Source organism: Zooshikella ganghwensis, assembly GCF_018263875.1.
Classification (GTDB): Bacteria; Pseudomonadota; Gammaproteobacteria; order Pseudomonadales; family Zooshikellaceae; genus Zooshikella; species Zooshikella ganghwensis.
The window spans coordinates 199744-224631 of sequence record NZ_JAEVHG010000002.1 but is presented as its reverse complement, the minus strand read 5'-3'; the positions used below and the strand labels follow the sequence as shown (position 1 = coordinate 224631).

At 42.3% G+C, this 24888-nt stretch carries 15 protein-coding genes; 9 read left to right on the top strand and 6 right to left on the bottom strand.

All coding sequences use genetic code 11. The features are described 5' to 3' along the window. Positions 1 to 8: 8 nt before the first annotated feature. Positions 9 to 1211 carry an HDOD domain-containing protein gene (locus KHS79_RS04865; protein ID WP_212717204.1) on the bottom strand — a complete coding sequence of 401 codons (1203 nt, stop codon included), beginning with the start codon at positions 1209 to 1211 and terminating at the stop codon, positions 9 to 11. An 89-nt stretch (positions 1212 to 1300) separates the two neighbouring features. Between KHS79_RS04865 and tadA the strand changes: the two genes are divergently transcribed. Next, entirely contained in the window at positions 1301 to 1864 is a 564-nt protein-coding gene (gene tadA, locus KHS79_RS04860) for a tRNA adenosine(34) deaminase TadA (protein WP_212717202.1), read from the top strand. A 17-nt stretch (positions 1865 to 1881) separates the two neighbouring features. On the opposite strand, the gene mltF is transcribed toward tadA, so the two are convergent. Continuing rightward, entirely contained in the window at positions 1882 to 3357 is a 1476-nt protein-coding gene (gene mltF, locus KHS79_RS04855; RefSeq protein WP_212717200.1) for a membrane-bound lytic murein transglycosylase MltF, read from the bottom strand. Positions 3358 to 3614: 257 nt separating this feature from the next. Between mltF and purL the strand changes: the two genes are divergently transcribed. From purL to KHS79_RS04830, 5 genes are all read left to right on the top strand, one after another. Next, a complete protein-coding gene (gene purL, locus KHS79_RS04850) occupies positions 3615 to 7535 on the top strand; it encodes a phosphoribosylformylglycinamidine synthase (protein WP_212717198.1) in 3921 nt (1306 codons plus the stop codon). Positions 7536 to 7724: 189 nt separating this feature from the next. Then, the gene (locus tag KHS79_RS04845) at positions 7725 to 8612 is read left to right on the top strand and encodes a PhzF family phenazine biosynthesis protein (protein WP_212717196.1); all 888 of its coding nucleotides are present in this window, start codon (positions 7725 to 7727) and stop codon (positions 8610 to 8612) included. Positions 8613 to 8835: 223 nt separating this feature from the next. Next, the gene (locus KHS79_RS04840) at positions 8836 to 9807 is read left to right on the top strand and encodes a hypothetical protein (protein ID WP_212717194.1); all 972 of its coding nucleotides are present in this window, start codon (positions 8836 to 8838) and stop codon (positions 9805 to 9807) included. A 44-nt stretch (positions 9808 to 9851) separates the two neighbouring features. After that, the gene (locus KHS79_RS04835) at positions 9852 to 10370 is read left to right on the top strand and encodes a hypothetical protein (RefSeq protein ID WP_094786438.1); all 519 of its coding nucleotides are present in this window, start codon (positions 9852 to 9854) and stop codon (positions 10368 to 10370) included. A 13-nt stretch (positions 10371 to 10383) separates the two neighbouring features. After that, a complete protein-coding gene (locus KHS79_RS04830) occupies positions 10384 to 11226 on the top strand; it encodes a tetratricopeptide repeat protein (RefSeq protein ID WP_212717192.1) in 843 nt (280 codons plus the stop codon). 91 nt (positions 11227 to 11317) lie between these two features. Here KHS79_RS04830 and KHS79_RS04825 read toward each other — a convergent pair whose 3' ends face one another. From KHS79_RS04825 to KHS79_RS04815, 3 genes are all read right to left on the bottom strand, one after another. Further along, complete coding sequence (locus KHS79_RS04825) at positions 11318 to 12778, bottom strand: DUF3360 family protein (RefSeq protein WP_212717190.1); 1461 nt, start codon at positions 12776 to 12778, stop codon at positions 11318 to 11320. Positions 12779 to 13169: 391 nt separating this feature from the next. Next, entirely contained in the window at positions 13170 to 14444 is a 1275-nt protein-coding gene (locus tag KHS79_RS04820; RefSeq protein ID WP_212717188.1) for a heparin lyase I family protein, read from the bottom strand. A gap of 186 nt (positions 14445 to 14630) precedes the next feature. Beyond that, positions 14631 to 15053 carry an organic hydroperoxide resistance protein gene (locus tag KHS79_RS04815; RefSeq protein WP_212717186.1) on the bottom strand — a complete coding sequence of 141 codons (423 nt, stop codon included), beginning with the start codon at positions 15051 to 15053 and terminating at the stop codon, positions 14631 to 14633. Between the two features lie 111 nt (positions 15054 to 15164). Here KHS79_RS04815 and KHS79_RS04810 point away from each other — a divergent pair, with 111 nt between their 5' ends. Next, positions 15165 to 15611 (top strand): MarR family winged helix-turn-helix transcriptional regulator, encoded by a 447-nt coding sequence (locus tag KHS79_RS04810; RefSeq protein ID WP_212717184.1) that lies wholly within the window; start codon positions 15165 to 15167, stop codon positions 15609 to 15611. 235 nt (positions 15612 to 15846) lie between these two features. Here the strand turns inward: KHS79_RS04810 and KHS79_RS04805 are convergent, their stop codons facing one another. Beyond that, complete coding sequence (locus KHS79_RS04805) at positions 15847 to 16599, bottom strand: type 2 periplasmic-binding domain-containing protein (protein ID WP_212717175.1); 753 nt, start codon at positions 16597 to 16599, stop codon at positions 15847 to 15849. A gap of 740 nt (positions 16600 to 17339) precedes the next feature. On the opposite strand from KHS79_RS04805, the gene KHS79_RS04800 reads away from it, so the two are divergent. Both KHS79_RS04800 and KHS79_RS04795 read left to right on the top strand, forming a co-directional pair. Next, a complete protein-coding gene (locus KHS79_RS04800) occupies positions 17340 to 22718 on the top strand; it encodes a C80 family cysteine peptidase (protein WP_212717173.1) in 5379 nt (1792 codons plus the stop codon). 393 nt (positions 22719 to 23111) lie between these two features. Then, positions 23112 to 24833 carry a DEAD/DEAH box helicase gene (locus tag KHS79_RS04795; RefSeq protein ID WP_212717171.1) on the top strand — a complete coding sequence of 574 codons (1722 nt, stop codon included), beginning with the start codon at positions 23112 to 23114 and terminating at the stop codon, positions 24831 to 24833. The last annotated feature ends 55 nt before the right edge of the window (positions 24834 to 24888 follow it).

Below are 24888 nucleotides of genomic sequence, written 5' to 3'. Positions count from 1 at the left end.
CAGTCATATTAAGCGAGTAGTTTTTGATATTCAGTAATGGATGGTCCACCGTCATGACTACGATTATTGAGCACTTGCCGTAAATAGTGATGATCAAAATGGCTAGCCGCCGGGATACTAAGAATGTCGGGTAGCCCTTGGTTTTGCGGTTGATGACGTTTGCGCATAATTAAATTGGCAAGTATTAATAACGATGTATAGTCTTGTTCATTTGAAGACTGATACTGCCATTGGCAACTGTGTTTCACCGCAGCACAAAACTCAACGGGAAAATTCCATTTTTCTAGAATAAAATGCGCAATTTGCTGTGTTTCATCTGGGGTGAACTGATTGGCTAGCTCTTCAAAATAATCATGGTGAACACCATAACTTAAAATGGCAAGCTGACCTAAAAAGTTTAACATTCCCAATAATAGGCCTGCTTCAGGGTTTAGTCTTTTAGTTTCTTTGGCGATTAAGTAACAAAGACTACCAACCTCAGCACTTTGCAACCAGATGTTTCTCATAACCTTAAGCACAAAACTATTATTGTCTGTTTGCACCTCATACGTGCAATAGTAATCCATCAGCTGTTGGCAAGTATCCGTGCCCAGTGTTTTTATTGCCTCCGTCAGCGTGCATACTGGTTGATAAGGGCTGAACAAAGGCGTATTAGCGGTTGACATTACTTTGCAGCAAATCGCTAAATCAAAGGCAATGGTTTGTGCTAGTGCTTCAATGGTGGGGTCTTTTAAGTTCTGTTGCTTGATGAGCTCAATCGCTTTGGGCAGTGACTGTAAAATAGTTTGTCCTGATAAGATTTCTTGGGCGATCTGCTGCTCCAGACTTTGCTCTTGGCTATCTCCTCTTGATTGCCGGAGGCGAAGAAATCGAGCTAACTTATCATGCTCAAAAATAATAAGTTTAACAGGTGTTTTGGATTTTCCAGAAAATTGGCGGGGGCGCAATCTTGCGAGTGGCGCAACGGCAGTGGGGGTGCCTCCTTTAATTTCTTTACTGCGCTCATCGGCTGCAATTAACTCAATAGTACCTGCTACAAGAAAATAGTCATGATTATCCTGTTCACCTAAATTGAAAATATACTCATTTTTAGGAATTTCTACGAATGAGCCTGCATGGCTTAAAAGAATTATATCTGCCTGACTTAGTGGCTTGAAAATATCAAACTGTTTAAGATCAAGGTTAGGGGGAATCGCCTGTATTGCAGTCATGACAAATCCTTTGTAATGTGTTTCGTTCCATGGTCTGACTTAAATTGTAGACATAAATAGTGCAAATCGGTAAAAACGTCGTAACTTCTATGCCACAGGTTCCGTCCACCCATTACTTGTTATCTTCCTGCCAACAAAACGAGCCAGGCCAAACGGTCGTTGACCGCTTTTGGATGCAATTTGCCCTTCAGCAGGCCCGGCTTGCAGCACAACAAGGGGAAGTCCCTGTTGGGGCTGTATTAGTAAAGCATGGACGGCTACTCAGTGTAGGGTTTAACCAGCCCATTTCACAATGCAACCCAACCGCTCATGCGGAAATCATGGCGCTACAACAAGGGGCTGCTGTATTACAAAATTATCGGTTGTTGCATTGTACACTCTATGTAACCCTTGAGCCTTGTACTATGTGTGCTGGTGCACTGGTACATAGCCGTATACAACGTTTGGTGTATGGTGCCTCAGAACCGAAATCGGGTGCTATTAAGAGTAAAAACCAGTTGTTACAAGCAGATTATATGAACCATCAGGTTGAGGTAACGGGGGGGGTGTTAGCCGATGAGTCGAGTGCATTACTACAGAGTTTTTTTCAGTGGCGGCGAAGTGCTCGTAAACAATTGAAGCAGAATAACAAACATACATCAGATAAGGCATAAATGGTGTTAGACGCCTTTTAGTTAACTTTTATGCTGCTGGCTTTATCTGGCTCATAAATCCCTGGGGAGTGAGCTGCCTGAATGGTCGTTGAGGCTTCATCTTTAGGGACCGTTAGCCATTGCAGTAAATCATAATAGCGACGAATATTCTGCACATAAAGCACAGGTTCGTAGCCACGGGCATAACCATAGCGGGTTTGACTGAACCATTGCTTTTTAGCCAGCAGAGGTAAACTTTTTTTAACATCAACCCACTTGTTTGCATTACCACCCAGTTTCCGGGTAATTTCACGTGCATCCTGTAGATGACCAAAGCCAACGTTATAAGCTGCAAGCGCCATCCAAGTGCGATCAGGCTCTTTAATTTCTTCAGGGAGTCGCTTTTTAATTTTCTGAAAATATTTTGCACCACCTCTAATGCTTTGCTGAGGATCTAGCCTATTTTTAACACCCACTTCTTTGGCGGTGGGGCGGGTTAGCATCATAAGTCCTCTAACCCCTGTTGGGGATTTTGCTCTGGCTCGCCAGTGCGACTCTTGATAGCCTATTGCCGCAAGAAGTCGCCAGTCCATTTCATACTTTTTAGCGACACGCTTAAACTGTTTTTCATGTTTGGGTAAACGCTTATGAGTTTGTTGAATAAAGGTTTTAACGCCAACATAGTTGAGCTGATCGACATGCCCATAAAAGCGTTCATTTAATTGGTCGAGTGTGCCGTTTTTACGTATTTTCTCAAAGAACTGCGTTATTCGTGCTACAAATTCGGCATCAGTGTTGGGAGAAAGCGCCCAGGCGAGCTGTTCACTGGGTTGTAAATCAAATGCGGAGCGGACTTTAGGAAAATAAATATAATTCATAGCCAGCACATTAGAGTCGACAATGGAGTAATCTATTTCCCCATCATTGACCATTTTTATAAGGTCCATGGCTTCATGCTCAGTGGTTGACTCCCATGTCAGATTAAGCGTTTCACTGGCTTCTTGCAGTCGCTCTTCATGGCTACTGTCTGCCATAACCATTACCCTCTTACCTACCAAGTCGGCAAGTGATGTAGGTCGTGACTGACTTGTATTATATATAAGGCTCAAATTGACGTTCATATAGGGGGGACCAAAGCGGACTCGTTGTTGTCGCTCTTTGGTAATGCTTAAACCTGCAGCGGCAATATGAAAGCGATGTTCATGGGGACCCGAGCTAATGGAGGCAAAAATGTCCTGAAGTGAATTAGCCGTCACGAGTTTAAGCTCGACACCTAAATCTTTGGCAAACAACCTGGCCAGCTCATACTCAAAGCCAGTGGGCTGGTCGCGCCACTGAAAATAGGTAGTAGGACTATTACGGGTAATTACCCATAGAGTATTAGACTGTTTTATTTGATCAAGGGTGCTGACTGGTTGTTCACAGGCGGCGAGTAACAGTACTACAGGTAGTATCAAAAGCTCCCGTGACCAACGCTGGTAATATGTAAGCCAAAACCAATATTGCTGAACCATGCACCTAATCATTTGTATTTAAAAATTAATATTAACTGATACGAACAACATTTGGAAAACTCTTAAGCGATATTCTAAAGAGAACAGTGGCGAGATGGTGGCTGTTAGTGAGCTTATCCAGTATGATTAGCGCCCGACAGAATACCTGTTCTGGTTAGTGGTTATGCTGGTTTGTCCTCGTACCTGACGAGTCCCTGGGTACAGCAACATGCTGATACTTTACAAGCAGACGATAAAGAAAGAGGTCCGAATCTACCATGCTTGAATTGCGCGGTGCACCTGCTTTGTCCGAGTTTCGCCGGTTAAAATTACTTGCTGAAGTCCGGTCAAAAGTGCCAAAAATCACAGATTTATACGCCGAGTTTCGCCATTTTATCCACCTATCATCCCCCCTTTCTTCCTCTCAATTACAGCTCCTTCAGCGACTTCTTCAATATGGACCGAAAAGAATCAGTCATGATTTAGACGGCTCCTTGATTCTTGTGACACCTCGTCCTGGTACTATTTCCCCCTGGTCCAGCAAAGCGACAAATATTGCCCATAACTGTGGTCTTCATAACATTCAGCGCATTGAACGAGGAACACTTTACAATTTATTAACAAGTGACCCATTGACGACTGAAGACAAAATAGCCATCAAGAGCTGTTTGTTTGACCGGATGACGCAGACGGCATTTGATGATGTGGTTCTGGACAGTATGACACAGGCGGCGCAGTTATTTGCAACCACTGAACCTGCACCTTTTGCCACCGTGCCTGTTTTAGGTAAAGGACGTGATGCCTTGGTACAGGCGAATCAACAGCTTGGCTTAGCCTTGGCTGATGATGAGATTGACTACCTTTTGGCGAGCTATCTCCAGCTTCAGCGTGATCCCACTGATGTTGAATTGATGATGTTTGCGCAAGCTAACTCAGAACACTGCCGACACAAAATATTTAATGCCCAATGGACGATTGATGGTGAAGAGCAGGATCTCTCGCTGTTTGCCATGATAAAAAACACTTACACCATGCATCAGGAAGGCGTGCTATCCGCTTACAGTGATAATGCTTCTGTAATACAAGGATTTACTGCTGATCGTTTTTATCCTGAGTCTGAAAGCAAGGCATACGAATATCATCGTCAACCCGTTCATATTTTGATGAAGGTTGAAACTCATAATCACCCCACAGCCATTGCACCTTATCCAGGTGCTGCAACAGGCTCAGGAGGGGAAATTCGTGATGAAGGTGCTACTGGCCGCGGTTCTAAACCGAAAGCAGGACTTACAGGTTTTTCAGTTTCTAATTTAAATATTCCTGGCTTTCAGCAACCTTGGGAAGTGCCTTATGGCAAGCCGGATCGGATTGTTTCGGCTTTGGCTATTATGCTGGATGGCCCATTGGGCGGTGCTGGTTTTAATAACGAGTTTGGTCGTCCCAATCTGTGTGGTTATTTCCGTACTTATGAGCAACATATCCCAACGAAGCAGGGCGCAGAGGTAAGGGGGTACCATAAACCTATTATGCTGGCAGGAGGTCATGGCAGCATAAAAGCTGAACATGTTAATAAAGGGGAAATCCCTGTCGGTGCAAAGCTGGTTGTGCTCGGTGGTCCAGCCATGCAGATTGGCCTGGGTGGGGGAGCTGCCTCTTCCATGGCCTCAGGTGAAGCCGAAGCTGATTTGGACTTTGCTTCCGTACAGCGGGATAACCCAGAAATGGAGCGACGCTGTCAGGAGGTGATCGACCAGTGCTGGCAGATGGGAGCAGATAACCCCATTGCTTTTATTCATGATGTGGGCGCGGGTGGTCTTTCTAATGCGTTGCCTGAGCTGGTAAATGATGGAGGATGTGGCGGTAAGTTTGAGTTACGGTCAGTTCCTAATGATGAGCCTGGCATGTCGCCACTTGCTATTTGGTGTAATGAGTCACAAGAGCGTTATGTCCTTGCTGTTGCACCTGGAGCACTGGAAGCCTTTATCGCGATCTGTGAACGAGAGCGTTGTCCCTATGCCGTGGTAGGTGAGGCAACTAAAGTAACCCATTTAACCGTGACAGATAAGCACTTCAAAAATAAGCCAGTGGATTTACCACTTGATGTGTTATTGGGTAAACCACCTAAAATGCATCGCCATGTTCAGCGCCGTGAAGTGAGCTTACCGCCCTTAAATGTTTCAGGTGTGCGACTTGAGGAGGCTGTGGAGCGTGTGTTGAAGCTCCCTGCCGTGGCCAGTAAGAGCTTTTTGATTACGATTGGTGATCGCTCAATCACGGGTATGGTTTGTCGGGATCAAATGGTTGGGCCTTGGCAGGTGCCTGTGGCAGATGTCGCTGTCACCTCAACCACCCTGAATAGTTACACTGGTGAAGCGATGGCTATGGGGGAGCGAACTCCTCTTGCGGTATTAGATGGACCTGCCTCAGGAAGAATGGCCATTGGCGAAGCCATTACCAACATTGCTGCTGCACGGATTGATAAGCTCAGTGACATTAAGCTATCAGCGAACTGGATGGCTGCAGCCGGCCATGACGGTGAGGATGCTGTACTGTATGACACCGTGAAAGCGGTGGGTATGGAACTTTGCCCGGAATTAGGTTTAACCATTCCAGTGGGTAAAGACTCCATGTCTATGCGTACCCAATGGCAGGAGCACGGCGAAGAAAAGTCAGTGACGGCGCCAATGTCACTTATTATTTCTGCTTTTGCGCCAGTGCAAGATGTACGACATACCTTAACACCTCAGCTCATAACTGATCAGGGACCGACGAAGTTAATGCTTATTGACCTGGCAGGAGGACGGCAGCGGTTGGGTGGTTCTGCCTTGGCACAGGTCTATAGTCAAACAGGTGATCAGTCTCCAGATGTGGATGAACCTCAGCGCCTAAGCCGGTTCTTTGTGGCTATCCAGCGACTTAATCAGGAGCAGAAGCTGTTGGCTTACCATGACCGCTCTGACGGTGGACTGCTTGCTACCTTAGCTGAAATGGCTTTTGCTGGACATACAGGTTTGCGTATTGCACTTGATAGTTATGTGCCTCAACAAGAAGCGATGATGTCTGGGTTATTCAATGAGGAATTAGGTGCTGTTATTCAGGTCAGAGCAGCGGATGTGGAGTACGTTGAGTCTGAGCTGGTAAAAGCAGGTCTGGAGACCGCGTGTATACACCACTTAGGCACCGTCAGCGATGATCAACAGCTAGTCTTTACGTTTGAGGACATAGTGGTGCTGGAAGGCTCACGAGTGAAGTGGCAGCAGTGGTGGGCTGAAACCAGCTATCGTATTCAAGCATTACGGGATAACCCTGAATGTGCTCAACAAGAGTTTGATCAATTGCTTGATGAGCAGGATCCAGGTTTGTCAGTAATTACTTCGTTTAAACCTCAAAAGGATGTTGCAGCGCCTTTTATTAACACAGGGTACAGGCCATCTATTGCTGTGCTGCGAGAGCAGGGGGTGAATGGGCAAGTAGAAATGGCAGCCGCATTTGATCGCGCAGGCTTTATGGCTGTTGATGTTCATATGAGTGAGATCCTTTCGGGGCAAGTAACCCTTGACCAGTTTAATGGACTGGTGGCTTGTGGTGGATTCTCTTATGGTGATGTATTAGGCGCGGGTGAAGGTTGGGCGAAGTCGATTCTATTTAATCGGCGTGCCAGGGATCAGTTCGTTGAGTTTTTTAATCGCGAAGACAGTTTTACCTTAGGGGTATGTAATGGTTGCCAAATGCTTTCCAACTTGCGGGAGTTAATTCCTGGGGCTGATGCCTGGCCACACTTTGTACGAAATCAGTCGGAACAGTTTGAAGCACGTTTTTGTCGGGTTAAGGTCGAGTCATCACCTTCAATTCTACTGGCAGATATGGAGGACTCATTTTTACCAATAGCTGTTGCACATGGTGAGGGTTATGCTGAATTTGCATCTGAGCAAGCACGGCAACAAGCTGAGTCAGAAGGGGTCATTAGTCTACGTTATGTAGATAATTACGGAAAGGTAACAGAGCAATATCCTGCTAACCCTAATGGATCTCCAAAAGGTGTTACTGGATTAACAACAACTGATGGTCGTGTCACGATTATGATGCCGCATCCTGAGCGTGTATTCCGGACTGTTCAACACTCATGGCATCCACCTGCATGGGGAGATGATGCACCTTGGTTAAGAATGTTTCGTAATGCCAGAGTGTGGGTTGGCTAAGCATGACTAGGTGGGTGAAATATCGAGTATTGTTGTTTTGCTATACTTGAGGCGGTCAACTGCTAATACATTTCATTATTGATATACTGGTAATGAAGTGTATATCAGTGGCTAACCTATAATCGTGACTTAGAATTAAACAGGCACTGGTCATCAATCAGTGCCTGTTGCCTGAACAAGGAGCAGTTCATGGCCCAGACTACACTACACAGAGTGCATGCTTTTACTGATCGTAATGAAGGCGGTAACCCCGCAACAGTAATATTAGATGCTGATCAGCTGTCATCAGAAGCCAAGCAGGAAATTGCTCATAAGTCCGGCACTTTTCGTACCGCATTTGTATCACAATCAACAGTCGCAACAGTAAAAATCGAATTTTTTACTCCACAAGCCCAAATTGCCCATAGTAGTCATGCCACACTTGCTGTGTTTAGTTTGTTGCGGGAGCAAGGCAAGTGGCAGTCCTCAGAAGCTACGAAAGAAACCATTGATGGTATTCGTAAGGTGTATTTTGAAAATGACCAGGTATTTATTGAACAAAAATCACCGGTTTTTCATGCGCCATTGGATATCTGGCAGGCCTATGATGAGCAGACATTATTAGAAGGACTTAACCTGAGTAGTCGGGATTTACTAACGCCGTTACAACCTGTTATTGGCGATACTGGTAACCCACTTTTACTGATTCCGCTAAAAAATGCAGCAGTATTAAAAAAAGCGCGGATTGTAGATGAAACGCTTAAACATTACTCTGAATACCTTGATGTGGTGGGTTGCTATTTGTTTTCTTTGGATGTGAAGCAGCAGGGCCATGACGCCAGTGCACGTTTATTTGCACCTCGTTTTGGTATAAAAGAAGAATCTGCTACGGGGGTAGCCGCAGGTGTATTAGGTGGCTTCTTATATGAATTTATTAATATGAAAAAATCTCAGTTTAGCATCGAACAAGGGCATTATTTACAGCCACCATCCCCCTCATTATTGCAAGTTAAAATTGAAACAGAACAACAAGAAATCGCACATGTCTATGTGGGTGGATATGCTCAACTTGATACAAGCAAAATAATTAATTACTAAAACAGTTAGATTATATGCCCATAATATAACCAATACGAATGGTTTTTAGGTGCAACCATCGAGTGACGAAGTCCCATGAGCCTATATTAATAGGTGATTGGGGTGAGGAGTGAAGATAACAAAACCTAGAAATCATTTTTAGGGTATATGTCCCTTAAGACTTAAGGGTGGCTGGAGAAAGGGCTAGGAAATTATTAGGGATAAAGACACAAGGGCTGAGTGAATGGGTAAAAGAATTATAGTCGTGCATGGACGGGCAACTAAACCGAAAGAAAATGAGAAATACCGGCTGGTATACAAAGCATTGTGTCATGGATTGTCGAGATATTCTGAGGAAGTTGCGCAGGCAGTTATCAGTAAAGTGGTTCCTGTTGAGTTGGTTTACTATGGTGATGTTACTAATGCCATAATATGGGCTTCCCACCAGCGACCAAAGAAAAAAATAGTAACTGATTTCCTTAAAAGGTGGGAATATAGTTATGAGCCAAACGGTCGTTATGATGCGGCAATGGAATCATTATTTGATATAAAACAGCAATCCTCAGATGCTTACTCGCACTTAAAGTTCCAGCTTAATCATTTTTCAAATACAAGCGACAGTATTAACTTTATTAGTCATGTCGTTAATTTGCTTGGGGTTAATGATGAAATTATAAATGCAGTTATGCCGGATTTGGGTGCATATTTTAGATATCGAACTATTGGCTCTATGATTCGGCACAGATTGCAGGAAATACTCGTACCAGCACTGCATAAAGGTGATGATATTTGCATTATAGCACACAGTTTAGGTTGTGCCGTGACATATGATGTGCTTTGGAAGTTGTCTCGTATGAGTGAATACCAAGCATTGCATGATAAAAAAGTGAATTTATTTATCACCGTTGGTTCCCCCTTAGCTGAACCTGCTGTCGCAAAACAACTGTATGATGTTCATGAGCCAGATGATGGCCGTTATCCAAAAAATATCAGTGAGTGGCATAACTTCTCTGCGGCAGATGATTATGTTGCTCGCGATTTACGTCATGCAGATTATTTTTATCCAATGTATCAACGACAACTGGTGGAGCTTATCCAGGATCATATTGTGTATAACTTTTGGGTAGGTGAGCATGGACTCAATCCCCATAAATTTTATGGCTACCTTGATAACCTAAGTGTCACTCGGATAATTGCAGAGTGGTTAATGCATTGACACGTTAATAATTCTGTCAGGGTAATTTTTTACAGGATAGTGTTATGGACTTTGTGGAATTACTGAGTACAGGAGTAAGTGGTTTTGCATTTTTAATGCTGTATGTCGGTTATCAATTAACGTCATCTGTACAAAAGAAGATACTTGATGTGAACCTTCAGGAGACAGATGCAGACCGGTTAAAGGTGTGGAATGATCTAGCTGATAAGCAGCTATCGAACACTCGATATTTTATGTTTTTTTCTGGGGTGATTTTAATTGCAGGTCTTATCGTACTTCAGTTGCAGTATCGGCCAGAGGCAAATATCGGCTTTTCTGTTTCACCATCAGAGTCTGCTTACATGCCGGTAGTATATGCTCAAACTACATTGGTACCCTTGGATCAAAATGGTAAAGGTACAGCAACCATTAAAAATGAGCATATCATTCTGGTTGATAACCAGACTATTTTTGAGGCATTAAATAAAGAAAGAAAAAAAGCAGAAGCCTTAAAAGTGAGTGAGAAAGCGTTAGCTGAAAAGCTAGCAAGTTTTTCAAGTGACTCTGGATTTGGTGGCTTTTAGGAGATCAGGCATAGTGGATAATGTTTACACCAAAATAGTCGCAGTGTTGTTTTTCTTTCTGAATTCAGTTTGTGCTTTCTCCAATGATAGGTTTCAACATATTAAAGTGCTTCTTGAGGAGGAACAATATGAGGAAGCCATTTCCCAGCTTGAGCGGTTACCAAAAGAAGATACAGCGCCTAATCCAAGGGTTTTAAATGCAGTAGGATGGGCCTATTTGAAACTGAATGACTATGTGAAAGCTGAAAAATATCTAAAAGCATCATTTGAACAAGCAAAGATCCTAGGCAATAAGGAAGCAGCGGTTATTTCATCAAATAACTTGGGAATATTATCATACCTGAAAAATGATCTTGACCAGGCTGAGGATTATTTTGATATCGGTAAGGAAAGAAAATCTGAAACAGCATTAATTTATCTGGATCTTATTGAAAATAAGAAAAAACAGATTGAATTTCAGGACGCGTTATTAACGGGTATCAAGTCTCGTAGGGAGCAAGATTTTAAAGCAGCCATAGCCAGCTATAATAACGCTTTGGTTATCCAGCCGAATGATGTTGCTACACTTGAATTCAAAGGATATGCGTTACTAAGAAATGATCAATATGATCTTGCGATTGAAACCCTAGAAAGAGCCAAGTCTTTAGATCCAACACGAAAATTAGTGCACTTAAACTTAGTGAAAGCATACTGTTTAATGCAGTCTGATCACGGTGTAAAGCAGTCAATTAAAGAGTCGTTACTTGGAGAAAAGCAATTTGTTGACTGGTATACGGCAGATTTGGAATTTCGACGAATGTGTCGTCATAGCAAATATCTATCTGAATTAATAAATAGCCATGAGCTTAATGGTTAACATGGGGCAACCGCATATGATCATACGTTTAAAAAGATATTTTATATGCCGCTTCCGATAAATAAGTACCTTTGCCCAGAGTTTGTATAGCTTAGTTACCAATTACCGCAGGAATGCCTGGCAATTGACCAACGGCTGCTAGAGAGCCTACACAGATAACAAAGGCTATTCCAGGGATCAGGTACTTGTCTTTGGAAGACAGCTCGCTGGCTCGCTCGTGATCACCAATTAGCCCCATGTTATCCAATAGCATGGTGGTTGCCCAACCGAATACGGGGTTAACGAAAGCACAAGCAAAGATACAGATACCTGCACTGAGCGAGTCTTTATGTTTGTGAATCATCTGCATACCCGCTTCCAGTAGAGGAAGGAATACGCCTACGATTAATGCCACACGCAGAACCGGCTCCCACATCGCCAGATCCATTGGATAGCCAATTATTGATGCCAGTACACACAAAATTCCAGTCAGCAGTGCGCCACCAGGAATCGGACGCTTAGCGATTGCCGCAGGGATCATATACGTACCCCAAGAAGAAGCCAGGTTACCACCACCGAGAAAGGAGCCTACACCTTGCCGAATTGACGCAGCAACCATGGTGTCATCCACATCCATCAGCACGCCTTTAGCTTCTTTTGGGTAGTTCAGCTCTTGAAAAACACGATGACCCAGGTAGTCAGGTGACCACATTGCAACCGCTAACAGGGCAAAAGGAATGACTGCAATAAAGTGTGCCAGATTAGGCCAGCCTAGTTGCCAGCCAGTGTCTTCACCCCACCAGTAGAATGGGCTGAAGTGTGGCAAACCAGGTTCCGTGGTAAAGGCAAAGTCTGCTCCCATTATATAAGCCACAATACCTGCTAATGCTGAACAGAGGGGGATCGCCAGCCAGCGTTTGCCGACTTTGGCCAGGTAGGCATAAATCAAAACGGTTACACCAATGACTGCGAATGAGATATGGCCTTGGTTACTGGATGAAGCCCAGGCTTCTGTTTTATTAATTTGACCAATCAAGCCGACGGCACCAAGATAGATCAGTAGCCCCCCTCGGACACCAACGCCCGTGAGTGCCATTAACTTTGAGCCTCCTTTGGTGTACGCAAGTATCAAACCGAACAGACACACCATGATTCCCAGTGCCAGTGGGTGTCCTCCAGCAGCAGCAATCAGCGGGATCAGCGGAATCATTGGGCCGTGAGTGCCCGCGAGGTTAGCATTAGGATTGAGAATGGCTGAAAACAGAATCACAAACAGTGCTCCGGCAATCAGCAATTCATAACGTACATTTTCAGCCACAAATTCAGGAGACAAACCAAACTGGGCCGCAAAAGCGGCTACCATAGCGGTTACCATTACGACTTTGCCGATAGTGGCGGCTAATGCGGGTACCCAGTCTTCAATTTCGATAGAGTAATCACGAAAGGGTAGGTGAACTCCCCAGCGACGAAAACTCATTATTTTCAGGTCATGGTTCAAAAACTCTTCACGGCTTTTGAACTCCTGAGCTTTACGGCGCAGGTCACGGTAAAAAGTCTTGCTTTTCTTAGACATATATTTTCCTAAACTTTTTGCAAGGCCATTAAGCTGTGCACTAAGCTCCACTTTGGCTGCATCAATCCGTTAAGGCGTCAATTATGTATTCAATGGGAATTTTTGACCGTTGATTGCTAACTTATTACTGAGTATGAGAAAAATAAAAGTATTGTAAAGTATAGAAGGAACTGACTTCTGGTTAATCAATTATTTTTAGAGAGAAGTATATTGATCATCCATTAATGAATGGGGGGGGTAGGTATTAGTATTGTATCAATCAAGAATGTAGCTCATGGGTTTATACCAAAAACAAAGGGTTTTTGGTGGAATTCGTCTTTTATGTTAAGACTAGCGATTGCGGCCACAGCAGTTTTGAAATTGCTAGCTGTGCCCTCAACGGCTATGCCATTTATAATATCAAGAAGGAGGATAAATCGTAGTCCACTTGAACGGGTAAATCTTGAGAATTATTTGATTTATATATACCAAACTTGAAGTAGGGTTTCCACTGATCGTTGTTGCCTAATGGCCCATAAAAGTCTGCCAGCTGTTCGCCTGTATCGCTGTTAAATAGTAAAACACGTCCTTTTTTAAGCACATTATTGTTTTCTTGTTTCCATTCAGGCCAATCAATATAAAGCGTCAGAGTATGCCACTGATCAAAAAGGGCGTCTGTTATTGGGGTTTTCCAAACTAAGCTAACACCAGATGCCCAAGGTGCATTGCTTGAACTGGTATATTCTTCTTGTAGATGCTCGTATTTTTTAAGCTGTTTGGTTTTATAATTACAAATGTAAAACTGACTGGGTTTAGCGGCTTGATTTCCAGATAAAGCTATTTTCGGACATCGTGTTAAACGTCGGTCGTGGACAGGATATCGAAAATAATTTGCAATTAAAGCAAGCTGTCCATCTTTGATTTTTAGTGCTAATGGAGGAAAGCCTCCTTGATCAAATAAGTATCCTTGTTGCTTTAGCTTTTTGTAATGTGTCAGGGTTTCACCTAGTGCAGTATCCGATTCTGGGTTAGTGGTGAGTGTTTGATATTGATGAGGTAAATCTGTTTGGTGTCGATAGGTTAAGCGGTCAGGTATACCGTGCCACTGGGCAATGATAACGGACATATCATCCGATAAAATACTGGCTTTATTGGTTTTTGGTAAATGTAGTTTTTTGAATTCATCTCTGAATTGTGAAGGCAATCGAAAACGGATTTTATAAAGATGTGGGTTTGTGTTGGTTGGCCATTGACCAGACATCATGGATTTTGTTGACTGCTTATAGTTTAAATAAGTATCAGAGATAGGGTTGGTATAATACTGGCTGAGCCGATAAAAACCTGTGGTAAATTCAACTCTTTGTCTGCCATCGGCAAGGGAACCAAACTCGGGAAGAATGTTTTTTGGAATAGCCGTTATTGACACATGCCCAAATCCTTGCCTGTGATCAGGAAGCCTACCCAACGGGTGTCTTGTACCAACGGGTGCCAGTGCTAACCCCTGATGATTAAGAATACATTGTTCATCAATAAGATAGGTTTGAGGGTTAATTTTACCTACTATTTTTAGTGGGCTGATATAACAGTTTGCTTGAACGTATTTAGAGAAAGATAAATCTGATTGTTGGGCTTGAAGAGCTGGGTTTGAAGTTATGATGAGAGCTAAGGTACCTATTACCCTGTGCATGGTTACTCCTTTTATTCGTACTGTTCATATCCATTTCAGCTGCGATCACTTCCCCTAAAAGCATCGTTTGGGGTATATGAAAATACTACAGGAGTTGTTTTTGGTAGGCGAGGTGAAGTTTTAGTTTGAGTGGAGAATATATTAAATAGGCTGAACCATTGATTAAATGGCTCAGCAGGTTAATGATTAAATTATTTGACCATTCACAGTAACCTCAACCTCAATATTGCCACGGACGGCATTTGAGTATGGGCAAACTTGATGGGCGGCTTTTACAAGCTGTAAAGCTTGGTCGTTTGGTAAATCTAGCTGGGCAGTCAGCTTTACAGTTAATGCAAAACCACCAGTTTCATTCGGTCCAATGCCAACTATGGCTGTTACTGGTGCTTCAGAGAGCTTTACTTTTGCTTCACGCGCTACGTGTAAAATTGCATTGGAAAAACACGCCGAGTAACCCGCTGCAAAAAGCTGCTCAGGATTCGTTGCTTCACCACTGCCACCCAGTTCTTTTGGATAGCTAAGGTTTAATGAAAGCAGACCGTCGTCAGTGGCCACTTGACCATTGCGCCCTGCAGAAGCGGTTGCCTGGGTTGTATAGAGTGCTTTCATAGCTATGCTTCCTGTAAAAATGATTGCTAACAATTATATTGTGCACAATGTTAAATGACTCAATATCAAAAAGCAACTATATTGTGCGCAATCTAAATGGGCGGAGGCAATATGACATCAGAGAAACAGCCAGCTTCAGCAAGGTTAGTGTTAGAAAAACAAGTTTGCTTTCCTTTATATAGTGCCGCTAATGCTGTTGTTCGAGCATACAGGCCTTTGTTGGAGGCTATTGATCTAACGTATCTTCAATACATTGTGATGATGGTGCTATGGTCGCAAAATGGTATTAATGTGAAAGAGCTTGGCCACAAGCTGCATCTAGACTCCGGCACATTAACGCCTATGCTAAAACGCTTAGAGACAAAGGGGTTTGTCATAAGAAAACGAGGTGAGCATGATGAGCGAGTACGTGAGCTTTATTTAACGCAGGCAGGGGGGGACTTGAAGGAAAAAGCACAGAGTGTCCCTGAGGCGATTGCTAGTAAAATTGATTTGTCATTGGATGAACTTATTCAGTTAAAGTGCCTTTGTGAAAAGGTGCTGACGAAGTTAAGTTAGTGGGTTGTTAGTCGTTCGAAGGTTTTACGCGTTGAATTATACCCTTCACGAATGATTTCTAGGTTTTGTTATCTTCACTCCTCACCCCAATCACCTATTAATATAGGCTTATGGGTAATATAGTCTCATGGGGCTTCGTCACTCGATGGCTGCACCTAAAAACCATTCGTATTGGGTATAGATAATCGGACTAGTATTTTTAAGGCTAGCAATACCAATAATGACCTTAAAAGTGCTATCGCGTATAAGGTAAGTGATACTTTTCAAATATATTAGCGACTGTACTGTTATTGATAAGCTTAACTAGCTGCGAGTTAATTAATGACTTGACCTCTAAAGGTAGTAGTCTGTCAAAAACTAAATAAATTTTCTCATTATTTAAGTTAGCTATGTCATGGTATTTTAGGCCTTTAGCAACATGGGGGTACTTTTTAAGGAAATACTCAATACGTGGGTAAGAGAATAATAAACAGTCAATTCTATCAAGCCTTAGTGCTAAAAAAGCTGATTTAACACTGGTAATATTGGTCGTTGTATTTTGATTTATCCAGCTATAATAAAAGCCAGACATTTTTCCTAGTCTTAAGTAATCAAGTGCTGTAGTTGTAATTTCAATTATGGCTGGTTTTGTTTTAAAAACAATAATATCGTTTAAAGTAAATAAGTGCTGTTTAGAGAAACTGATGTTTTTTGAACTTTCAAACCATGAATCACCTCCCCAGCTAAGCCAGTTCTTGTATGTGCCCTTTATAATATGATCTTTAATGCGTTCATCTGGCATGGGAATGATTAATATATCAAATGTTGTATCTTTAAATATGGCTTTATAGACATCTGCAATAATGCCCTTCGACTCACTACCAAATCCAAAAGGCTCTGAGACATCGCTACTAGATATAAGAATGGTTACTTCATAAGTTTCGGTTTGTGCTATACACGTTAGGTTTGAAGATACTAAAGCAAGAAAGGCTAAAGTATAAAGCTTCATTCGATGCTGGAAAGTCAGTTTATGAATGAGCACTAATCTAATGTCTCTAAAAAAAATTCTAAGATATATTATGAGCAATATTTATATTTGAGCCAATCTATAAATCACTTGCGTACTTGCTTCAGTCATTCCAAAGGAAATATTAGTGGTATCTTGATGAAGGAGGTTTGAGAGGCTGTCTTCTCCAGAGCCAAACTTATACCCAATACGAATGGTTTTTAGGTGCTGCCATTGAGTGACGAAGCCCCATGAGCCTATATTACCCATAAGCCTATATTAATAGGTGATTGGGGTGAGGAGTGAAGATAACAAAACCTAGAAATCATTCGTGAAGGGTATATTTAAAAAATTGTTGCATAAAAGATAGTATATGTATGAATGCTAAAGATAATATGAAAACCAAATAGTATTTGTAGTGTTTGTGTAAAACTAGTGTTTTTGTATTTTAATTGTTAGGAATAACGTATTTTAAATTGTAAGAAATATATTTGATTTTTTTTGTTTGTCGATTTATTTTTAGAATGGGCTGGTTTCAGCCGGTTTTAGTACTGCTTTCCTATATTCTGCTTTTTAATTTGTTGCAAGAGATGTACATGTTTTCTTTTTTGATGCGTTTAAAGTCTAAATCTTCAGTTTTAATATCTCATTAGGGATATGGCCTTTTATTAATCCTGCTCTGATTTCTCGGGTGGGTGTTTTCATTGAGTTTTTAGTTGTTTAATGTAGTAAGGAATAAACTCATGCCTGGAAGTGAAACAAATGGTGTTGTAAACAGTGGTGCAAATATTGGTGCGCTTAGTTTTGAAGATAAGCTAGCCAATTTTATATTAGCCTCTGCATATTCTAATGAGCATATTGATTCATGGTTAGAAGGTGTTGCTATACCTGATAAAGCCAAAAATAAACAAATTACTGAAGCTAAAAAAAAGTTTGAAGCAAAAGCGCGAGAGTTGGCCGAAGCCTGGCAGCCCTATTTAAAAGATGGTCAACAACTTAATATTCGTGCTTATGCTGAAGGATCACTGATTAGCCAAGCGCAGAAAGCTTTGGCAGAAGCAGGCCTTCCGAGTGCAGATCAGTTAACTGTTGAGCAAATCAAAGATTATCTTTTAAATCCGCAGCAAATTCCAAATGCTACTCCACAACTCATTACTCAAATAAATCAGTTATCGCCTGAAACGAAAGGGCGGGGAGCTACAGGTGATGCCACTGAGATTAACTACGAGACGGTAGCTGTCACGCTTGTTGATAAAACACTTTATGTGGCTTCTAATACGAAAACAAGATCCGGTGTAAGTTATAACCCAGCAACAAAAAAACTTACTGGGCTGGATAGTAAAAATAAATATTTATCCTTTTCGTTATTTCAGGATGCTGATCAGCGGAGTCATGCTGCAAATAGAGTGGCTGTGGTAGATCAGTTGCAAGCGGAGCTGCAAGGTGTTGCAGATTTTGATCGTGTTGTTTTTATTGGTATTGGTGATACCCCAACCAGTGCAAATGAAGCTGCCAAGCCACACGCAGAAATGCAACTGTTAAGGTACTTTAAGGATAACAATATTTCGCTAACAGATAAAACCATTGGTATATCAAAGCCTACTTGTAGCGAATGTACAGTTAAGCTCCAAGAAAGTGCAGTTAGCTATCGTGATGGTACTAAAACCAGGGAAAATGTTAACTCCAATCCAACAAACTGGTTGCAACCAGATGAAATAAACGGTGTTAAAGTCGTTTATGAGGCGAGTTTTAAACAGCCTACGGCGCGTCAATTAAAAGACTATCGTACATTAACTGCAGACCAGTGGCGACAGCCCTCAACGAAACAAGTGGCACGGTTAGCTGGGCAGTCTACCACTGCCGGTAGTAAGTATTCGAATAATGTTATTGTTCAACTGGATGGTGACTCTGTAAGTTTTAATGCGGCATTACGCTTGTTTCATAAATACCCGGCAGATAAGGTTAAATGGTTACAGTGGAACCCTGAACATGGACAAATTGTTGATGCGTTAACGGGTCAAACGGTGTCAGGATTGTCTGTTACGGCTAATGATCAAATGTTATTAGTAGGGCACTCAGAAGCAATGCTCAGTGATTCTGCACTGCAACGTGGTTCAATGCTTGCGGGGATGAACGCGGAACAATTAACGACCAAGCTGTTTGAACATGGCTTACAGCAGGATATCCCGAAAAAAATAAGTTTAGTGTCATGTGGTTTGGGGGCTGTTGATAGTCAACATGGGAGTCGATTTGTTACTCAAGTCGCTCAGCAAATCGCGTCAACTAAACCGCAGGCAAAAGTTTCTATTTCTGCGCAAGACACCGTCGTTAAAGTGAATGCGCAGGGACAAAAAGAAACTTTACGTTTTATGGCGGATGGCAACGTTATTTGGAAATCGGGTGATCATCAACATAAAGTAATTGTAACCACTAATGGTTCTGGTGGCGTTACTGAGCAAGTTTTTACCCTCGGTGAGGGAGAAAGACCATTAAATCAAGTAGGCGCAGAGGTCATTAAAAATATAAAAATTGAAGATGCATTGAGTCAAATGGGTCAGGCTCGTACTTCTTCTCTGGGTGTCGATGCGGACTCTTTTTTCAATCCTGCTAAAACACTACAAACGGCGCGATTACATGACCAGCAATTGATTCAAAACCTTGTCGAACGAAAGCTGACGGCATTAGGTAAGCAGGCAACCGATTTTGTGGGATTTGCTGATGGCACTGATTTACCTTCAGGTAAACTTGTTATTGAATACCAAGATGCTGGGCAACGTAAAACGCAACATATAAATACTGATCCGAACCAGTTTCGCACAGTAAAAGTCATCAAAGGTTTTCGACAGGAATTCTCGAAGGGTACGGCGCGTACTTCAAGAGCGTTAGGTATATTTATGACGCTAAAAGGAATGGAAAGCCTGTCTGATGCTTTAACAAGTGGTGATGCCAAGGCTATTGCTGCGAATTCTGCCATGACACTCTATGGTGTTGGTGAGTTAGCGGATATGCCTCCTAAAATTTTAATGCGCACCGGGGATTTACTCGCAAAGGCCACAGCCTCTACCGCTGATGGGTTATCAGCAATAGCCGCTCGCAAAGCCGCGCCTGCGTTAGCGAGCTCTTTTGCACAATTCAGTCGTACAGGTGCTGCGGGCATACGTGCATTTAGTAAATTATTAGCCAGAGCTACACCATTAATTGGGGTGGGATTAGGCATTCATGGGATGAGTGAGGATTTAAAAGATCCTGATAAAGTGCGAGGTACTGTTAATTTCGTACTTGATTTTTTTGCCACAGCAACAGGCGCATTAGCGTCAATTCCTTCTCCACTTTCTCCTTTATTTGAAGCATTTTCTATTGGTTTTACCATTGCCAGATTAGGCTTTGGAACGTTATATGATAATGTGAAAAAAGCCTTAAGTGAGCTGCCTAGTGATGCCTCGTGGCAACAACGTGCAGATGCATTTTTTCAAGGACTTGGAAATGGTATCGAGCAACTGTTTTATGAGTTCCACCCAATAGGTAATATTATGAATGCTTTACAGCAAAGTGAAGCATTAGAAGATCAGTATCGAGAAGATGTAAAATTATTGTCATTACTGTCTGATTATCGAAATTATTTTAGTATTTATCAAACAGATGAAAATGGTCCAGCAACCATCGATTTTGCGAGTGCACCAGCTTCTTATTATGGAGGTAATTTACAGTTTAAACTGGGTGATCCAGGTTATGATTCCTCGCTGATTATTGACAATATGGTCGATATGTCGGGTGAACAACAAAGCCGCACATTTTCAGTTAACACCGATGGGGTTCAAAATATTGTATTGGGGGCTGGTCAGACACCTGAAATAACCATGGAATCCAGAACAGTCAAAATGTTGTGGGTTATTCCAATTAATACAAAGCAGGTCATTGCTCGAAATGAGCAAGGAGGCATTGATACGGATGAGGGATCGAACACTGGAAGCTATGTTGGTAATAATAAAAATAATGTATTTCAAACGATTCAACAGCAGCCTGTTGATAACGATGGTAATGCGGTTGGGGCCTCTTTATCAAGCTATAGCTATACTATGAAAGGGTTGGCTGGGGATGACTTATTTATTTTGGGACCACAGCAAATACATGTGTCTGGTGACCAGGGGGCTGATACTTATATCGCTGGAGAACATGCTGCAGAGTGGCTAACCATTAATAATTTTGATGATTCCACGCAACCGAGTTTGGATACGCTGAGCGTTAATGCCGAGCTTAATGCGATTAAAGCTTATAAACTGCAGGTTAAAGAAGGCAGGGAAAAATGGGCTTGGAGTGATGATTTGTTAGTTGTTTATAAAGATAAACAACAGAAAGCACATTATGTTCGTATACAAAATTGGTTTAAAGGCAGCCAGTATCAGCATTTACAAATAAAAACCAGTGATGGCTATTTAGTGCACGTAGGAGGACTCGTTTCAGCCTCAGCAGCAGAACATACCTCAACGCAAGGTGATAATGGAAGAACTGCACTTTCTCGCCAGCCTGGCATTGACCGTGCTCATCCTCAAGAAGCGCTAAATGACAATGGCAAAGTCTCGTTAACGGCTGTAGCTTATGATAAGTCGTCTACTTTGCAGCAGGAAACAGGTGCAGTATTTGATGCAAATCGGCTAGGCATGGAAAATATTCGACAAATAACAGGTACCTCAAAGTATGATCGTTTGAAGGGTAATGCCTTGGCGAATGTATTAAATGGTTATGGTTCTGGTGAACAGGCAGATGCACTTGCAGGCGGTGAAGGTAATGACGTTTATTTAGTTCAGTCGTATTTGGATAGAGCAAATAAGGTTGAAATAGATAACCGGGCACATGATAAAGCAATGGATTACATTGTACTGGGTGCAGAACGAGGGCATTTATCATCACTATCTGTGGATGGAGAAGATGTCATTTTTAGCACACGAGCAAATCAACAAGCTCAGCAACAAAAAATAAATGCGTTAAAGGCTGACCAAGATAATTTTCAGCGTATTGCAGCATTTTTACAGCGTATACTATCAAAGCATGAGCAATTATCTGTTCAGAGCTTTGTTGATGAGCTGAATACTCGTACTATGGTATTTCAAGGTCAAACCTATGTTGTAACTGATGGTGATGGGTTTGAGTCTGCGGCGGAGAAAATATTAGGCAAGCCTACGGCTGGAAAATTAAGAACTTTTGCAAGCCGTGTTCCTCCAGCCCAGTCATTTACTGAAGCGGTAAAACAGTATACTGAACGTTATGAAAACCTGATTACGAAATACCAACAGCAAATCACAGCACAAACTCGCTATAAAAATGATGGGCAGTCTGGCACATTAAATGTCAGGCTAAAACATTGGACGCAAGGAGATGCTGCGCAACACGTACGCTTTAAAACCAGTGATAATTTAACCCTAAAATTAGTCAAAAATAATGATCAATACCAGTTTCAAGTGACTGGCTTTGATGCATCCATGTCGGCACAAGGTGTAGTATTAGACCGAGAGGCCAGAACAGGTGCTCACCCTTATGCAGATATCACTTCCTTCGCGGGTAGCCAGTTTGGCGACCGCCTGACAGGCAATGATAAAAATAATATTCTGCAGGGTGGTGGCAATGGCGGTACTGTAAAGAGCTATGATACCTTGATTGGTGGCAATGGTCATGATGTCTATATTTACACGCCTAAAACAGATGGACTGGTCGTTGTTGATACAAATGCTAATGATGGCAAGCAGGATATCGTGCTGTTTAATGCGAAGTATGATGATATTAAAACACGCTTTGTTAATATATCAAGCCAGGAACAGAATATTCACTTGGATGAAAGTATTGCCCTTCGGCTGGATATAGAAGGACAAAAAGGTGCATTAGTCGTACAACACTATCAGCGTGATGATAAACACAGGAATTTAATTTTTAAATCCCTTGATGGTGTTTACTTTAAGGTTGATCATCAGTCTTTAGCTAAATTGCAGACTAACAAAGAGGATGTGAGTCGTTTAAACCAGCTGGTTCAGTCTATGAGTTCTATGGGAAATCAGGGCGGGAGCAGTGAAGTATCTTCGGTAACATCACCACAAAAAGTAAGCCCATTATTAGCACAAAGTGCTGTTTAGTAAAAATGTGGATGTAAGGGGTATTTTTAAGGATGCTGTCAGAAGGGGTGCAGGGAGGCATCCTACCAAATCATCCTTTAAACTATTTTCAGCGTACATGAGTGAGCTCTTTTTGAGTCATCAAGGATATCGATGCTTGCTTAGTATGAACCTGCTGAGTATGAAGAAGTGCAATAGCGGCTTTTAAAAGCCAAACGACTGAGTTGAACTGCTATAGTCTATACATAGGGAATAGGGTACAGAGCTGACATAGGTAGCGGTTTCGCTTAGAAAAGGAAAAAAGCGATACAAACCATTTGCAATCACGTATAATGCGCGCCTTATTTTTGTTCAGGGTTTGCCCATGCCACAGACAACTGCCCTGGCTAGCGTGTTTTTGTATAGGTATTCTTAATGTCTGTTGATGAAAATTCTTCGCGCAGTTTCCACGATTTAAACCTTATTCCACCGGTTTTACAAGCACTGGATGATGTAGGCTATGAGACACCATCTCCTATCCAGGCACAAGTGATTCCTCATGTCATGTCTGGTCAGGATGTGATTGGTCAAGCCCAGACAGGTACTGGTAAAACGGCAGCCTTTGCATTGCCGTTGCTATCTCGAATTAACCTTAAGTTGAGTGCACCACAAGTACTTGTGTTGGCACCTACCCGTGAGCTTGCCATTCAAGTTGCAGAAGCTTTTCAGCGCTATGCCGCACATATGAAAGGTTTCCATGTATTACCCATTTATGGTGGACAGGAGTACCGTGGGCAGTTGCGTCAACTGAAACGAGGTGCACACGTTGTGGTGGGAACCCCAGGCCGGGTGGTTGACCATATTAAGCGTGGTACTTTGCAGTTGGACAAGTTACAGACATTGGTACTGGATGAAGCTGATGAAATGCTGCGCATGGGCTTTATTGACGATGTTGAGTGGGTGTTGGAGCAAACTCCAGCTGAACGTCAAATAGCGCTATTTTCAGCAACCATGCCTAATGAGATTCGCCGCATTGCCCAACGGCATTTGGTTGAACCTACAGAAGTTGCGATCAAGGTTAAAACCACCACGGTTGATACTATTCGTCAGCGTTATTGGTTAGTCAGTGGTGTCCATAAGCTCGATGCACTGACTCGCATGCTAGAAGCAGAACCGTTTGATGGCATGATTATCTTTGTGCGGACCAAAACAGCCACATTAGAACTCGCTGAAAAGCTGGAAGCACGAGGCTTTGCGTCTGCGCCTTTAAATGGAGATATCCCTCAACAGCAACGTGAAAAAACAGTTGATCGTTTAAAAGCGGGCAAGTTAGACATTCTTGTTGCTACTGATGTTGTTGCCCGTGGGTTGGATGTACCCCGTATCAGCCATGTTATTAACTTTGATATTCCTTACGATATCGAAACCTATGTCCACCGCATTGGCCGAACAGGTCGTGCAGGACGAAAAGGGGAAGCGATTTTATTCGTTGCGCCTCGTGAGAAGCGGATGCTGCATAGTATTGAGCGTGCCACTCGACAACGTATTGAGGTAATGGAGTTACCTTCAACAGAAATCATTAATGATCAACGTATCAGCCGCTTCAAGCAGCGAATTACTGATACTATTGCGGAAGAATCTTTAGAGTTTTTCCTGCAAATTGTTAATGACTATCAGCAAGAACATAATATACCTGCACAGGAAATTGCTGCAGCACTGGCGAAATTAGTACAAGGTGATGAGCCTTTATTGCTCAAGCCTGAGCCAAAGCGCAGGCAAATTGATATCTCAGACGATAAGGGTATGGAGCGTTATCGGATTGCTGTAGGTCATCAACATGGTGTTAAACCTAACAATATTGTGGGTGCTATTGCAAATGAAGCCGATATCAGTAGTAAATTAATTGGTCGCATTGATATTCAGGAACACTACAGTACAGTTGACCTGCCTGCTGGCTTACCCCAAGATATTTTAAAAGCCTTAAAGAAAACGTTAGTCTGTGGTCAACAGCTTAAAATCACCCTAACAGATGAGGTGGTAGAAAGATCTCCCCGGCGGCGTAAACCCAGTGGTAAAAAAGGTAAGCCTAATAGTGCGCCACCAAGCAGCAAGCATAAAAAGAAAAGAGCACCAAGAAAAGAAAAGCGTTCCAGCTAGTCTTGCTGATTTATAAGTCATTCAAAAAAGCCATCATTTATTGATGGCTTTTTTT